This window comes from Pseudomonas linyingensis, from assembly GCF_900109175.1.
Lineage (GTDB): Bacteria > Pseudomonadota > Gammaproteobacteria > Pseudomonadales > Pseudomonadaceae > Geopseudomonas > Geopseudomonas linyingensis.
Genome location: NZ_FNZE01000001.1, coordinates 454,360 through 467,980 on the forward strand (window position 1 = coordinate 454,360; position 13,621 = coordinate 467,980).

The 13,621-nt window shown below is 67.7% G+C and carries 14 protein-coding genes and 1 pseudogene; 4 read left to right on the forward strand and 11 right to left on the reverse strand.

The features are described 5' to 3' along the window. Positions 1 to 41: 41 nt before the first annotated feature. Together BMZ19_RS02290 and BMZ19_RS02295 are read right to left on the reverse strand one after the other, a co-directional pair. Entirely contained in the window at positions 42 to 698 is a 657-nt protein-coding gene (locus BMZ19_RS02290) for a glycine-rich domain-containing protein (protein ID WP_090306257.1), read from the reverse strand. A gap of 98 nt (positions 699 to 796) precedes the next feature. After that, positions 797 to 1,363 (reverse strand): hypothetical protein, encoded by a 567-nt coding sequence (locus tag BMZ19_RS02295; protein WP_090306260.1) that lies wholly within the window; start codon positions 1,361 to 1,363, stop codon positions 797 to 799. Positions 1,364 to 1,583: 220 nt separating this feature from the next. On the opposite strand from BMZ19_RS02295, the gene BMZ19_RS22755 reads away from it, so the two are divergent. From BMZ19_RS22755 to BMZ19_RS02310, 4 genes are all read left to right on the forward strand, one after another. Beyond that, complete coding sequence (locus BMZ19_RS22755; RefSeq protein ID WP_280142140.1) at positions 1,584 to 1,706, forward strand: hypothetical protein; 123 nt, start codon at positions 1,584 to 1,586, stop codon at positions 1,704 to 1,706. 54 nt (positions 1,707 to 1,760) lie between these two features. After that, the gene (locus BMZ19_RS02300) at positions 1,761 to 2,000 is read left to right on the forward strand and encodes a Pathogenicity locus (protein WP_090306262.1); all 240 of its coding nucleotides are present in this window, start codon (positions 1,761 to 1,763) and stop codon (positions 1,998 to 2,000) included. 24 nt (positions 2,001 to 2,024) lie between these two features. Beyond that, a complete protein-coding gene (locus BMZ19_RS02305; RefSeq protein WP_090306265.1) occupies positions 2,025 to 2,411 on the forward strand; it encodes a hypothetical protein in 387 nt (128 codons plus the stop codon). A 66-nt stretch (positions 2,412 to 2,477) separates the two neighbouring features. Further along, entirely contained in the window at positions 2,478 to 3,092 is a 615-nt protein-coding gene (locus BMZ19_RS02310; protein ID WP_090306268.1) for an alpha/beta fold hydrolase, read from the forward strand. Between the two features lie 229 nt (positions 3,093 to 3,321). Here BMZ19_RS02310 and BMZ19_RS02315 read toward each other — a convergent pair whose 3' ends face one another. From BMZ19_RS02315 to BMZ19_RS02355, 9 genes and pseudogenes are all read right to left on the reverse strand, one after another. Beyond that, a complete protein-coding gene (locus BMZ19_RS02315; RefSeq protein ID WP_090306271.1) occupies positions 3,322 to 4,104 on the reverse strand; it encodes an IclR family transcriptional regulator in 783 nt (260 codons plus the stop codon). Positions 4,105 to 4,257: 153 nt separating this feature from the next. Then, the gene (locus BMZ19_RS02320; RefSeq protein ID WP_090306274.1) at positions 4,258 to 4,938 is read right to left on the reverse strand and encodes a sarcosine oxidase subunit gamma; all 681 of its coding nucleotides are present in this window, start codon (positions 4,936 to 4,938) and stop codon (positions 4,258 to 4,260) included. A gap of 2 nt (positions 4,939 to 4,940) precedes the next feature. Continuing rightward, positions 4,941 to 7,847: an FAD-dependent oxidoreductase gene (locus BMZ19_RS02325; RefSeq protein ID WP_090306276.1), complete on the reverse strand. Its 2,907-nt coding sequence runs from the start codon at positions 7,845 to 7,847 to the stop codon at positions 4,941 to 4,943. Next, positions 7,844 to 8,152, reverse strand: a complete 309-nt coding sequence (locus BMZ19_RS02330) for a sarcosine oxidase subunit delta (protein WP_090306279.1) — start codon at positions 8,150 to 8,152, stop codon at positions 7,844 to 7,846. The genes BMZ19_RS02325 and BMZ19_RS02330 overlap by 4 nt, the downstream gene beginning before the upstream one ends. A 10-nt stretch (positions 8,153 to 8,162) precedes the next feature. Beyond that, on the reverse strand, positions 8,163 to 9,404 hold the full coding sequence (locus BMZ19_RS02335; protein ID WP_090306282.1) for an FAD-dependent oxidoreductase: 1,242 nt from the start codon (positions 9,402 to 9,404) through the stop codon (positions 8,163 to 8,165). A gap of 39 nt (positions 9,405 to 9,443) precedes the next feature. Further along, a complete protein-coding gene (gene folD / locus BMZ19_RS02340) occupies positions 9,444 to 10,358 on the reverse strand; it encodes a bifunctional methylenetetrahydrofolate dehydrogenase/methenyltetrahydrofolate cyclohydrolase FolD (RefSeq protein ID WP_090306284.1) in 915 nt (304 codons plus the stop codon). After that, entirely contained in the window at positions 10,355 to 11,221 is an 867-nt protein-coding gene (purU, locus tag BMZ19_RS02345; RefSeq protein ID WP_090306287.1) for a formyltetrahydrofolate deformylase, read from the reverse strand. Before purU ends, folD begins: the two co-directional genes overlap by 4 nt. Positions 11,222 to 11,699: 478 nt before the next feature. Further along, on the reverse strand, positions 11,700 to 12,902 hold the full coding sequence (locus BMZ19_RS02350; RefSeq protein WP_090306290.1) for an MFS transporter: 1,203 nt from the start codon (positions 12,900 to 12,902) through the stop codon (positions 11,700 to 11,702). 128 nt (positions 12,903 to 13,030) lie between these two features. Further along, positions 13,031 to 13,522 (reverse strand): annotated as a pseudogene (locus BMZ19_RS02355) (LysR substrate-binding domain-containing protein); the annotation flags it as partial. Positions 13,523 to 13,621: the final 99 nt, after the last annotated feature.

Below are 13,621 nucleotides of genomic sequence, written 5' to 3' on the forward strand. Positions count from 1 at the left end.
AGGGCAGGGGCGGTCGCCAGTAACGAGCCCCGGCAGGTCGCTCAATCGCCGCCGCAACCGCCTCCGCCATCGCCGGAGTCGCTCCCGCTGTCGCAAGAGCCGCCCGAGTCGCCGCCGCAGCCGGAGGCGCAACCGATATGCCCGGCGCAGTAGCCATCGCCGTACAGCGGCGAAGAGCGGTCCTGGCAGTTCAGCGAATAGCGGTAGCCATCCTCGATGCTCAGCAGGGCGTCGATGGCGAACAGCAGGGGCAGCTGCACGGGCGTTGCCGGGCTGATGCCCTCCCGGGCGCAGGCCAGCCGCCAGGCGCGCTTGATGCCGGTCTGCGCCAGGGTCGGGGTCTGCATCGCCTCGGTGGGCGTGTGGTGGAGAAAGCGCCCCAGCGCCTGGTCGCAGAACGCCTGGTAGGCGCGGGTGAACAGGATGAACTCGTGCCAGGCCACGTCGACGACCTGCGAGGGCATCGACACCATGCGTCGGCCGGCCTGGTTGCAGATATGGAAGTAGTCGCGCAGGGCGTCGAACACGCGCTCCACCTGCGCCTCGCTCAGGTGCGGATAGCGCTCCTGCACCTTGCGCTTGATCGCCGGATGGAAGCGGTAGCCTTCGATATAGGCCAGCCGTCGTTTGCGCTTGCCGCGCCAGACCAGCCAGGCGCCGCCGGCCAGCAGCGGCGCGAGCAGGAGATTGAAGCCCATGGGTTCCCTCTTTCGTGTCCCGGTTTTTCGTCGGGCCGGCCCGGTCGGCGGCTCAGGCGGATGGCCGTGGATTTGACCACAGTAGAGGGGGGCGGGCGCTACTCGATGCTCAGGGATTCGATCCAGCGCACGCCGGGGGCGATGTCGTCGCGCAGGTCGGGGGTGAAGGGGGCGAGCGCCGGGTCGTCGGGCGGTGCACTGATCTGGTTGAGATCGATGGCCTGCGGCCTGCCCAGCAGACCCCGATCGGTGCGCTGCAGCGCAAAGTACAGCCCGTTCGACAGCCGGGCGCCGAACTCGCTCGGCAGCTTGTAGAGGAACATCAGGCTGTGCTCCAGCCAGGCCAGGTCATCGGCGCTGACGATGCCCGGCTGGGCGTAGGGGTAGGGCACGTGGCAGACCACTTCTCCCTGGCCATCGAGGCACTTGAACTCCTTCATGGACAGGAAGTGATCGGTGAAGCGCGCCGGGTCCAGGGCGACTGTGAAGGCCACCGAGCCGTCGCCGCGCGGCTCGAAGCGCACGCTGCCCAAGGGGATGCGCTGCTGGTCGCGGGTGTGGGCGGTGAGGGTCTTCACCCCCTCCAGTTCCCAGGCCTGGGCGATGGCGGGGGCGGCGCCCAGCAGCCCGGCGAGCAGGAAGGCCCATGGTCGTTTCGCTGTCATGTCTGCGCCTCGGTCGGTCTGCTACCAAGGAGCATAGTGCCCGCGGCGCGGACTGCCAGATCGACCAGGTCGCGGCTGGCCAGGTAGCTGAAACCGGCGGAAACTGTGTCGAGCGCGGAAATGAAACCGACGTAATCACGGTCTTTCTCGTGCACACAGGGCAAAGGGATTGGAGTTGTCTACCGCCTGCCGCACATGGCCGGCCATGAAGCGCATGGTCATGTCCAGGCGCTTGGCCAGCGAGCGCCATATCGGCTGGCCCGGCTTCGGGAGCACACCGCCCGACCCGAGCGTGACCGGCATGGTCGATCTGGTGGCCCGTGTGCTGCTGGAGATAGACTAGGCCACCGCACGGGCGGCCTCGCCCTTCAAGCGTCATGTATCTATGGAGAGATTCATGCCATTTTCACCGGAAGAACGTAAGGCACTGCTGGGCGTGAAGGGCGTCGGCCCCACGGTAGTGGCCCGCCTTGAGCAGATAGGGTTCGCGTCGCTTGTCCAGTTGAGCGAGGCGAATGCGCTGGACATCGTTTCCGAGGCCTCGGCTATCGTCGGCTCTACCTGCTGGAAGAACAGCCCGCAAGCGCGTGCGGCCATTCAGGCCGCAATCGCATTGGCAAAGTCGCACCATGACTGACCGCTTCCTCAGGCAGGCCACCTTATGAAGCGCGCGCTCATACTGCTTGAGTTCGTATGCCTGTTTGGCCCGGCCATTGCCGCCCTGTGCTTCGGGGCTTTCTTTCTGGTACCAACGCTGCTGGCCAGTAGCAGCGGCCTGGGCAGGGGCGACTGGCTTTTAGGCACGTCTGTCATTGTGTTTGGCAGTTGGGGCGTGGTCTCGGTGGCAAACCTTGTTTTCCACCTGATCGCAGATCGGCACTGGCCGGGGAAGCCCGCTCAGTTGCTCGGCCTTGGGCTGGGGGTAGCTGCCTGCTGCCTCGGTGTGCTCATTGGCCAGGCAAGCCTTGTAGGCTTCGTATTCGCTGCCCCGATCGCGGCGACGATCCATTTCGTTATCCTGGCAAAGCGTCGCCGAGCAGATTCCTGACGCTTCAGCGAGTAGGGCAGGATACCCGCAGCGTATCCGCCATCGAGCATCCTCAAGGATCGAGCCGTGACCACATCCCCCTCCAAACTCCTCTTCCTCCCCGGCGCCTCCGGCAACACCGAGTTCTGGCGCCCGGCCGCCGAGTGCCTTGCCCATCCGGCGCAGCAGGTCCACATCGGCTGGCCCGGCTTCGGCAGTACGCCACCCGACCCGAGCGTGACCGGCATGGCCGATCTGGTGGCCCGTGTGCTGCCGGAGATCGACCAGCCTACCGCGCTGGTGGCGCAGTCCATGGGCGGTATCGTCGCGGTGTGCGCGGCGCTGGAGCGGCCCGAGCGGGTCACCCATCTGGTGCTGACCGTCACCTCGGGCGGGGTGGACATGTCCGCCCTGGGCGCGCAGGACTGGCGCGCGGACTTCGCCGCCGCCAACCCGAGCCTGCCGCGCTGGTTCGTCGACGACCGCACCGATCTCACTTCCCGGCTGGCCGAGCTGCACATGCCCGTGCTGCTGCTCTGGGGCGACGCCGACCCGATCAGCCCCGTCCGCGTCGGCCAGCGCCTCGCCGAGCTGCTGCCCCGCGCCGAGCTGCACGTCTTCACCGGCGGCGGTCACGACCTGGGCTTTACCCATGCTGCGGAGGTGGCGGGGTTGATCGACAGGCATCTGGCGAGGGGCTGACCGGCATGGTGTGGCTATCCGCCACCCGTCGTTTCGTTTATTTCGATTAAGCGATTGGGAGTGATTGCACCAACCCCTTTCTGGAGGCACCCATGACCTTCGCGGACCTTGATCGCACAGTGCTGCCTGGCGACAAGGGCAGGAGCGCGACGGCCGGAGGGCGCTGGCTCCCGGCCTGGCCGCCAGCGCGTGGGTACCTCGCGGAAAAGTGTCGGAACTGAGAGGCCCGTTAGCCGCCCAACTCCGCCGAAATCCGCTCAGCCGTCAGCAGCAGTGCCTCGCGAAAGCGCGCCTGCGACTCCTCGCTGTCCATCACCGCTTCCGGGCCGGACAGGTTGATCGCGGCGACCACTTCGCCGAGGTGGTTGCGGATGCCGGTGGCGATGGCGGTGGAGTAGTCGGAGCGGTGCAGCACCCAGCCGCGCTGGCGGTCCTCGCCGATCAGCTGCTGCAGCTCGGGCAGGGTCTTGGGCGCCGGCGGCGGGTAGTCGTCGAGGCGCACGTACTGGTACAGGGCGTCGAGCACCGGCGGGGTCAGGCCGCTGAGCAGGATGCGGCCCATGGCGGTGCAGTGGCAGGGGATGCGCGTGCCGATGGGGATGTTGACCGACAGGCGCTGGGCGGCGAAGGCGCGGTACAGGTACAGGCTGTCGGTGTGTTCGCGGATGCTCAGGTGGCAGGACAGCGAGGTGCGGTCGCGCAGGGCGTTGAGGTGCGGCAGGGCCAGGTCGACCAGGTCGCGGCTGGCCAGGTAGCTGAAGCCGTCGGAGACCACCTGCGGGCCGAGTTCCCAGGTGTTCTTGGCGATCTTGCGCAGGTAGCCCATCTCGTCGAGGGTGTGCAGGATGCGGTAGATCGCCGAGACGCTGACGCCGAGGCGCTCGGCGATGTCATTGCTGGCAAGGGTGCGCTGGTGGGCGTTGAACATCTGCAGGATGCTCAAGCCGCGCTGCAGGGCGGGCACCATGTAGTCGGTGTCCCGGCCGGTTTCGAGGTCTTCGGCGATGGTCATGAAAAGCTCCGGGGCAGGTGGATCGTAGGGTGGGTTAGGCCGCAGGCCGTAACCCACCGACCGGCCGCCAGGCCGGCCATGGCGATGCTGGGTGGCATCGATGGTGGGTTACGCCGCGGTGCGGCTAACCCACCCTACGGTTGGTGCGGCGGCTCACAGCAGCGCATCGATCCCCGCCGGTTGCCCGCCGAACTCGGCCATGGCGTCCAGCAGCGCGTCCCAGAAGTAGGCGACCGAGGCGCGGTCGCAGAGGATCTGGAAGCACGGCAGTTCGCCTTCCGGCAGGTTGACGACGATGACGTTGATCCGCGCCGCCGAGGTCTGCGCCACCGCGCCGACCGGGAAGGCTTCCGGGCGCAGGTCGACGCCGCACAGCTTGGCCATCACCTCGGCGATGTGCGCGCCGGTGAGCAGCAGCCAGGCGTGGCTGTCCTGGCGCGGCAGCAGGTAGTTGGCCGTCTCGGAGAACTGCCAGCCGGCTTCCTCGGCGGCGATGCGCGCGCCGGCGTCGCGCAGGCTGCCGAGCAGCAGGTACTCGGTCTGCGACAGGCGCGCCACGTGGCTGCCGTCGCTCTGGGTCAGCGCCCGGTTGGGTGCCTCCGGCAACTGGTAGCCGCGCTCTAGCAGGTACTCGGCGGCCGCGGCGCCGCGAAAGCCGACGCGCGCCAGGTTGGTCAGGTCGAGCAGCGCGCAGCGTTGCAGTTGCGGGCTTTCGTCGTGCTCGCCGTAGTGGGCGACGATCACGCTGTCGCCCAGGCGGCCGAGGGTGGCGTCGGCCTGCTGGCGGTACAGCGGGCTGCGTTCGATGAATTGCTGGGCTTGCAGTGCGGCCATGATCACAGCTCCTGACGTTGGGTTTCGGGATCGAAGAAGGGCAGCTTGACCACCGTGGCCTGGACCACCTCGCCGCCTTCGACGCGGATCGGCAGCGTGCTGCCCGGCGCGCTCTGCTCGAAGGCGCAGTAGGCCAGGCCGATGATCTGGCCGAGGGTCTGCGAGTACTCGCAGGAGGTCACGTTGCCGCTGATGTCCGGCCCGTTGAGGACCAGATGGCCTTCCAGCGGCTTGGCCGAGGTGGCTGGCAGGACGAAGCCGACCAGCTTGCGCTTGAGCGGCTGCGCCTCGAGGATCTCCACCGAGCGCTTGCCGACGAAGAACGGCTTACTGCGCGCGATGGCCCAGCCCATGTCGATCTCCGCCGGATGGGTCATGCCGTCGGTGTCCTGGCTGATGATCACATGGCCCTTCTCCAGGCGCAGCAGGCGCTGGGTCTCGACGCCGAATGGGCGAATCTCGTCCTTCGCGCCGGCCTGCATCAGCGCATCCCACAGGTATTCGCCGTAGCGCGCCGGCACGTGGATCTCGTAGCCCAGCTCGCCGACGAAGCCGACCCGCAGCAGGCGCGCCGGGATGCCGGCAACCGTGCCCTGGCGCACCGCCAGGTAGGGGAAGTCTTCCGCGCTGAGGTCGACATCGGTGCACAGCTTGCGCAGCACGTTGCGCGCGCGTGGCCCGGCCAGATTGACCGCGGCCATCGCCGCGGTGACGTTGGTGATGTCGACGTTGAGGCGCCACTGGGCGTTCCACTTGAGCATCTGCTGGTAGATGCGGTCGACGCCGCTGGTGGTGGCGCTGACGTAGAAGTGCTGGTCGGCGAAGCGCGCGCACACGCCGTCGTCGATCACCACGCCGTGCTCGTTGGTCATCAGCGCGTAGCGCGAACGGCCGACCGGCTGCTTGGCGAAGGCGAAGGTGTAGAGGCGGTTGAGCAGTTCGGCGGCGTCCGGGCCGCGCACGTCGAGGCCGCCCAAGGTGGAGACGTCGATCAGGCCGACCTTCTCGCGCACGTGGCGGGCCTCGGCCTGCATGCACGCCTCGCGCTCCTCCGGCTTGCCGTAGTAGGCCGGGCGCTGCCAGACGCCGGCCGGCATCATCTTGGCGCCCAGCTCGACATGCCGCTGGTGCATGGCGGTCTGCCGGTACGGGTCGAAACCGCGGCCGGCGACGTGGGCCAGTTTCTCGGCCACGAACGGCGGACGCGCGGTGGTCACGCCGGTCTCGCTGACGCTGCGGTTGGTGGCCTGGGCCACAAGGCGCGCGGTCGGCAGCGCCGAGTGGCGGCCCTGCGAAGGGCCCATACCGACGGTGGAGAAGCGCTTGACCAGCTGCACGTCGCGATAACCGTGGCGGGTGGCGTTGACGATGTCGCGCACCTGCAGGTCCTCGTCGAAGTCGACGAAGTCCTTGCCGTCCGGGTGCGGGAAGATTGGCCAGTCGTAGTTGACCCGCGGCTCGGCGGCGAAGCGCGCCGGCGCGGCTGCCTCCTGCAGGCCGAGGCTGGCGCAGGCGGCGTTGGCCACCTGGGCGGCTTCGCGCAACAGGTTGTCGAGGTCGTGGCGACCGTTGACCGAGCCGGCCACGCCGAGGTTCTGCGGCAGGCCGCTGAGGGCGAAGGCGGCCTGGGTGTCGTCGTAGCTCAGTTTGCCGCCGGCCTGGCAGAGCAGCTGGTAGACCGGCATGTAGCCGGCGGACATGCACAGCAGGTCGCAGTCGATCTGCATGCCCTTGCCGGCCACCTGGCCCTTGCCGACGATGCGTCGCACGTCGACGCCGGTGACGTGGCGCATGCCCTTGGCGTGCAGCGCCTCGTATACGGTACTGCCGCTGTGCAGCGGAATGCCGGTCTTCTTCAGCGCGGCGACGAGGGCGGCATCGGCCGGCAGTTCGCGCATGTCGACCACCGCGGCGACGTCGACGCCCGCCTCGAACAGGTCGAGGGCGGCGAGATAGCCGTCGTCGTTGCCGGTCAGCACCACCGCGCGCTGGCCCGGCTTGACCGCGTACAGCTTGATCAGGCGCTGCGCGGCGCTGGCCAGCATCACCCCCGGCAGGTCGTTGTTGCGGAACACCACCGGCTGGTCGAAGGCGCCGGACGCGACGATGCACTGCTTGGCGCGCACCTTGTACAGACGGTTGCCCTGGATCACCGGCAGGAAGTTGTCGGTGAACCAGGCGTTGCAGGTGGCCTCCTTGAGGATCTGGATGTTCGGGTGACCTTGCACCGCGTCGACCAGCTCGCGGCGCAGCGCGTCGGCGCGCTGGCCGGCAACGTCGAAGCGCGCCCAGGCCAGGGCGCCGCCCAGATACGCCTGCTGCTCGATCAGCAGCACCTTGGCGCCGGCGTTGGCGGCGTGCAGCGCGGCGGTCAGGCCGGCAGGTCCCGCACCGACCACGGCGAGGTCGACGAACAGGAAGGCCTTGTCGTGGTACTCGGGCTGGAACTTGAGGTCCAGCACGCCGAGGCCGGCCTTCTTGCGGATGATCGGCTCCCACACCTTCCAGATGCCCATCGGCTTGTAGAAGGAGCGGTAGTAGAAGCCGACCGGCATGAACTTGGAGAACTTGCCGAGCAGGGCGTCGCGGTCGTTGTCCAGGGAGCCTGCGAAGTTCTGCCCGGTGACGGTCAGGCCTTCGGCCAGCGGCTGCAGGTCGGCCAGCACGTTGGGCTCGCTGGGCAACTGCACCAGGGTGTTGGCGTCCTGGCCGGCCATGGTCAGCGGGCCGCGCGGGCGGTGGTACTTGAACGAGCGCGACAGCAGCCAGCGGCCGTTGGCGGCCAGGGCGCTGGCAATGCTGTCGCCCGCGAAGCCCTGGTACGGCTTGCCGTCGAAGTTGAAGCGAAGCGGCTGATCACGGTCGATCAGCAGGCCCATGGGTGCGGGCAGGCGGCTGAAGGCGGTCATACGGTGGCCTCCCGGGCTTGGGCGGGCGCGGCGAAGTCGACGCGCCGGGTGAAGATTTCCTTGGGATCGAAGGTGCGCACGATCTCGTCGGTGACGGTGTGGCGCTCGGCGAGGAACCAGTAGCTGGAGGCGTTGTGCATCCACCACTCGACCACCAGGCCGGCGCGGTTGTCGCTGTTGAACACGTAGTCGGCCCAGTCGGCGTCGCTGCAGGTGGCCGGATCGGGCATCTGCTTGAATTCGCCGCCGTAGGTGAATTCGCTGATGTTGCGCGGACCGTTCAGGGGGCAGGGCATGATCTTCATCGCGGGTTCCTCAGTGGCTGGCGGCGGTGGCGCCCATTTCGTTGACCTGCTGGAAGGTCGAGAAACGCTCCAGGGCGAACGGCTTGATCAGCTCCGGCGTCCTGCCGCCGCTGGCCACCAGTTCGGCCATGGTCTTGCCGCAGATCGGCGTCGACTTGAAGCCCCAGGTGCCCCAGCCGGCGTCGAGGTAGTAGTTGTCTACCGGCGAGCGACCCATGATCGGGCTGTAGTCCGGGGTCATGTCGGTGGTCCCCGCCCACTGGCGCATCAGCTTGGCGTTGGCCAGGAAGGGGAACATCTCGATGGCGTGGGCCAGCAGGCTTTCCTTGAGGTCGAGGGTCGAGCGGGTGTTGTACAGCGGATAGGGGTCGGAGCCGCCGCCGAACACCACCTCGCCGCGGCCGGTCTGCTGCACGTAGCAGTGCAGCGCCGAGGAGCTGACCAGCGGGTCGAGGAACGGCTTGAATGGCTGGGTGACCATCGCCTGCAGCGGGAAGCTGTGAATCGGCGCGCGGATGCCCAGCTTGTTGAGCAGCAGCGAGCTGTGCCCGGCGATGGCCTGCACCGCGCAGCCGCACTTGACCGTGCCGCGGTTGGTCTTCACCGCGGCGACGCGACCGTTCTCCATCACGAAGTCCAGCACCTCGGTGAGCTGGTGGATCTCCACGCCGCGCTTGGCCGCCTGCTTGGCGTAGCCCCAGGCCACCGCATCGTGGCGCGCGGTGGCGCCGTCGATATGCCACAGGCCGGCGAGCACCGGCAGGTGGCCGGGGTCGAGGTTGAGGGTCGGCACCAGCTCGCGGATCTGCTGGCGGTCGATCATCTCGGTACGGCCGCCGAAGTGCTTGTTCACCTCGGCGCGCTGGCGGAAGGCGCGCACCGTGGCGTCGGTGTGCGCCAGGGTCAGCTGGCCGCGCTCGGAGTACATGATGTTGAAGTCGAACTCGTTGGACAGCTCCTTGAACAGCCGCACCGACTCGGCGTAGAACTTCACGCCCTCGGAGGTGAGGTAGTTGGAGCGGATCACCGCGGTGTTGCGCGCGGTGTTGCCGCCACCCAGGTAGGCCTTCTCCAGCACCGCCACGTTGGTGATGCCGTGGTACTTGGCCAGGTAGTAGGCAGTGGCCAGGCCGTGGCCGCCGCCGCCGATGATCACCACGTCGTAGGACGACTTCAGCTCCTTCGGCGCCGGCAGATCGACGTCCACCGGGTATTCCGAGCTCAGGCCGTATTTAAGAAGACTGAAAGGCATGTTGCCTCCTCGCTACGGCCTTGGCAGGCCGTCGAAAAATTACTGCGCGACCGCTTGCAACGGCGTACCGGCAGAGAGATGCGTGCCGTGCTGCTGGCGCGCCGCGGTCACGGTGTTCTGCATCAGCAGGGCGATGGTCATCGGCCCGACGCCGCCCGGCACCGGGGTGATCGCCGCGGTCAGCGGCTGCACCTTGGCGAAGTCGACGTCGCCGACCAGGCGGCTCTTGCCGTCTTCCTCGATGCGGTTGATGCCGACGTCGATCACCACCGCACCGGGCTTGATCCACTCGGCGTCGATCATCCGCGGCCGACCGACGGCGGCGACCACGATGTCGGCCTTGCGGCACAGCGCCTGCGCGTTCTTGCTGCGCGAGTGCAGCACCGTCACCGTGCAGTCGGCGCCCAGCAGCAGGGCGGCCATCGGCTTGCCGACGATGTTCGAGCGGCCGATCACCACCGCGTGCTTGCCGGACAGATCGCCCAGGGTGTCGCGCAGCAGGCGCATGCAGCCGGCCGGGGTGCACGGCACCAGCACGTCGCGGCCCTGGCTGAGGCCGCCGACGTTCTCGCTGTGGAAGCCGTCGACGTCCTTGGCCGGGTCGATGGCCTGCAGCACCGCGGTTTCGTCGATGTGTTTGGGCAGCGGCAGCTGCACCAGGATGCCGTGCACCGAGGCGTCGCCATTCAGCTCGGCGACCAGCGCCAGCACCTCGGCGGCGCTGGCTTCGGCCGGCAGGCGGTACTCGAGGGAGCGGATGCCCACCTCGCCGGCGCGCAGCACCTTGTTGCGCACGTAGACGTGGCTGGCCGGGTCGTCGCCGACCAGCACTACCGCCAGCGCCGGCTCGACGCCTTGCGCCTTCAGTGCGGCGACATCGGCGGTCACTTCGGCGAGGACCTGGGCGGAGACGGCCTTGCCGTCGATCAGTTGGCCGGGAGCTGCGCTGTTCATCGGAAGATCACCGTCTTGTCGTGGTTGAGGAACACGCGGTGCTCCAGGTGGTACTTGACCGCCTTGGACAGGGCCACGGTTTCGGTGTCGCGGCCGACCGCGACCAGTGCGTCCGGTGCGTAGTTGTGGTCCACGCGCTGCACTTCCTGCTCGATGATCGGGCCTTCGTCGAGGTCGGCGGTGACGTAGTGGGCGGTGGCGCCGATCAGCTTCACGCCGCGCTCGAAGGCTTGGTGGTAGGGCTTGGCGCCCTTGAAGCCGGGCAGGAACGAGTGGTGGATGTTGATGGCGCGGCCCGAAAGTTGCTTGCACAGATCGTTGGAGAGGATCTGCATGTAGCGCGCCAGCACCACCAGGTCGGTCTGGGTCTCGTCGACGATCTTCATCAGCTCGGCTTCCTGCTGGGCCTTGGTGTCCTTGGTCACCGGCAGGTAGATGAAGCGGATGCCCTCGCGCTCGGCCATCGGCCGCAGGTCGAGGTGGTTGGAAACCACGGCGGTGATCTGCATGTGCAGCTCGCCCTTCTGGTGGCGGTACAGCAGGTCGGACAGGCAGTGATCGAACTTGCTGACCATCAGCAGCACGCGCATCGGCTTGGCGGCGTCGTGCAGCTCCCAGTTCATGTCGAACTTGCCGGCGACATCGACGAAGCCCTGCCTGATCGCCTCGATATCGCCGGCGAAGCCGGCATTGAAGCGGAACACGGCGCGCATGAAGAAGGTGCCGCTGATCTCGTCGTCGAACTGCGCCATCTCGCTGATGTAGCAACCGTTGTCGGCGAGGAAGGAAGTCACGCTGGCGACGATGCCGGAAGTGGCCGGGCAGCTGATCTTGATCACGTACTGGTTCTGAGCGTGTTGCATGTCGAGTCCTCTGGAGGTGGAGGCAGCGGTTGCAAGGCGGAAAATTTGTCGGTGAAGCCCGAATTCATCCCTGAATATTTTTGACTGCTGGGAATATATTTTTCGTGCTGGTGTTTTTATAAGCGAACAAAATCGCCGCGTCCATACCTGTGATGAATTTTTTTATCCTGAGGGGAATTTTTCGAGGGTGGGACGTCGACCACTCGGCGGGGGAGGGGCCGCGTCCTTGTAGGGGCGAATTCATTCGCCTTGGCGGGGTCTTCTGGCGAATGAATTCGCCCCTACAGGGGCAGGTGTGGCGAGGAGGGAGTGAGGCGAAAGGCATCTAAATGCCGATTTGAGTCATATCCGCGCTGAAATCGGCATTGAATTGCCCAACTGGGGTGCCCACGCTCCCGCGTGGGCACCCGGCCAGGGACGCTTCGCGTCCAGAGATGGGAGGTCATGACACCAGATTGGCGATTGCGCGATGCCCCGGTCAGTGCCCGGCAACTACTCCGACACCAGCCGTCTGCGGCAGTGGCTCACCGCGATCCAGGCGCCCGCTCCAGGCGGTCAACGCCAGCGCCACCAGCACGGTCAGTGCGCCGATCCAGGCGGTGTGGATCAGGCCGAGGTGGGCGACGATCAGCCCGCCGGCCCAGGCGCCGCCGGCGATGCCGAGGTTGAAGGCGGCGATGTTCAGCCCCGAGGCCACGTCCACCGCGTGCGGGGTGTGGCGCTCGGCCTGGCGCACCACGTACACCTGCAGCGCCGGCACGTTGCCGAAGGCCACCGCGCCCCACAGCAGCACCGTGCCCAGCGCCAGCCAGGGATTGGCGGCGGTGAAGGTGAGGGTCAGCAGCACGGCGGCGAGCAGCAGGAAGATCAGCTTCAGCGCGCCGATCGGCCCGCGGCGGTCGGCCAGCCTGCCGCCCCAGATGTTGCCCACCGCCACCGACACGCCGTAGACCAGCAGCACCAGGCTCACCGCACCGACGCTGAAGCCGCTGATCTCTTGCAGGATGGGCGCGAGGAAGGTGAAGGCGACGAACGAGCCGCCGTAGCCCACCGCGGTCATCGCATACACCAGCAGCAGGCGCGGCGCCCTGAGCACCTTGAGTTGCTGCAGCAGCGAGGCCGGCGTGCCGTGGGCGATCTGCCGCGGCACGAACAGCAGACTGCCGACGAAGGCGATCACGCCGAGGGCGGACACCGCGAGGAAGGTCGCGCGCCAGCCGAAGTGCTGGCCAATGAAGGTGCCCAGCGGCACGCCGGTGACCAGCGCCACGGTGAGGCCGGTGAACATGATGGCGATGGCGCTGGCCGCCTTGTCCTTGGGCACCAGGCTGGTGGCGATGGTCGAGCCGATGGAGAAGAACACCCCGTGGGCCAGGCCGGTGACCAGGCGCGCGACGATCAGCGACTCGTGTCCTGGCGCCTGCCAGGCCAGCAGGTTGCCGACGGTGAACAGCACCATCAGGCCGAGCAGCAACAGCTTGCGCGGCACCCGGCCGGTGAGCGCGGTGAGCAGCGGTGCGCCGACCGCCACGCCGAGGGCGTACAGGCTGACCAGGAGGCCCGCCGACGGCAGGTCGACGCCGAGATCGGCGGCAATGGTGGGAAGCAGGCCGACGATGACGAACTCCGTCGTGCCGATGGCGAATGCGCTCAAGGTGAGCGCGAGCAGGGCAATGGGCATGGATTTCTCCGCGAGTGAGGGAATGGCGCGCAGTGTCCGCCGCCGACTCGTGCGGAAAAATGGGGTGAGGGGCCAAAGATATTTGCCCGAAAGTCACGAATAGGCCCTTCAACAGCGGCTCCGCCGCCTCAACCGATCCGCTCGCCGAGGTAGTCGAGGAAGCAGGCGATGCGCGAGGCCAGCGCGGTATTGCGGTAGTACACCGCGTGGATCGGTTGGCGCACTTCCACGGTGTGTTCCGCCAGCACCTGCACCAGGGCGCCGGCGGCGCGGTCGGCGGCGGTCATGAAGTCGGACAGGCAGACCAGCCCGCCACCGGCCAGTGCCAGCTGGCGCAGGGTCTCGCCGCTCGAAGCGCGCAGGGCCGGTTGGATGCTCCAGTGTTCGCCCTGGGTATGGCGCAGCGGCCACTGGTTGAGCGTCTCCGGCTGGACGAAGCCGAGCAGGCTGTGGCCGGCCAGCTCCTCGGGCGTGCGCGGCGTGCCGTGGCGACGCAGGTAGTCGGGGCTGGCCTGCACGCGCAGGCGGCTGCTGCCGAGCGGGCGGGCATGCAGCGTCGAGTCGCGCAGTGCGCCATGGCGGATGGCCACGTCGGTGCGCTGCTCCAGCAGGTCGATCAACTGGTTGATCTTGCCCAGCAGTCGTGGACACGGGTTTAAGCACTCATCCGGGCCTCGAAGGCCTCCGGGCTGATGTGCCCCAACGTGCTGTGACGCCGC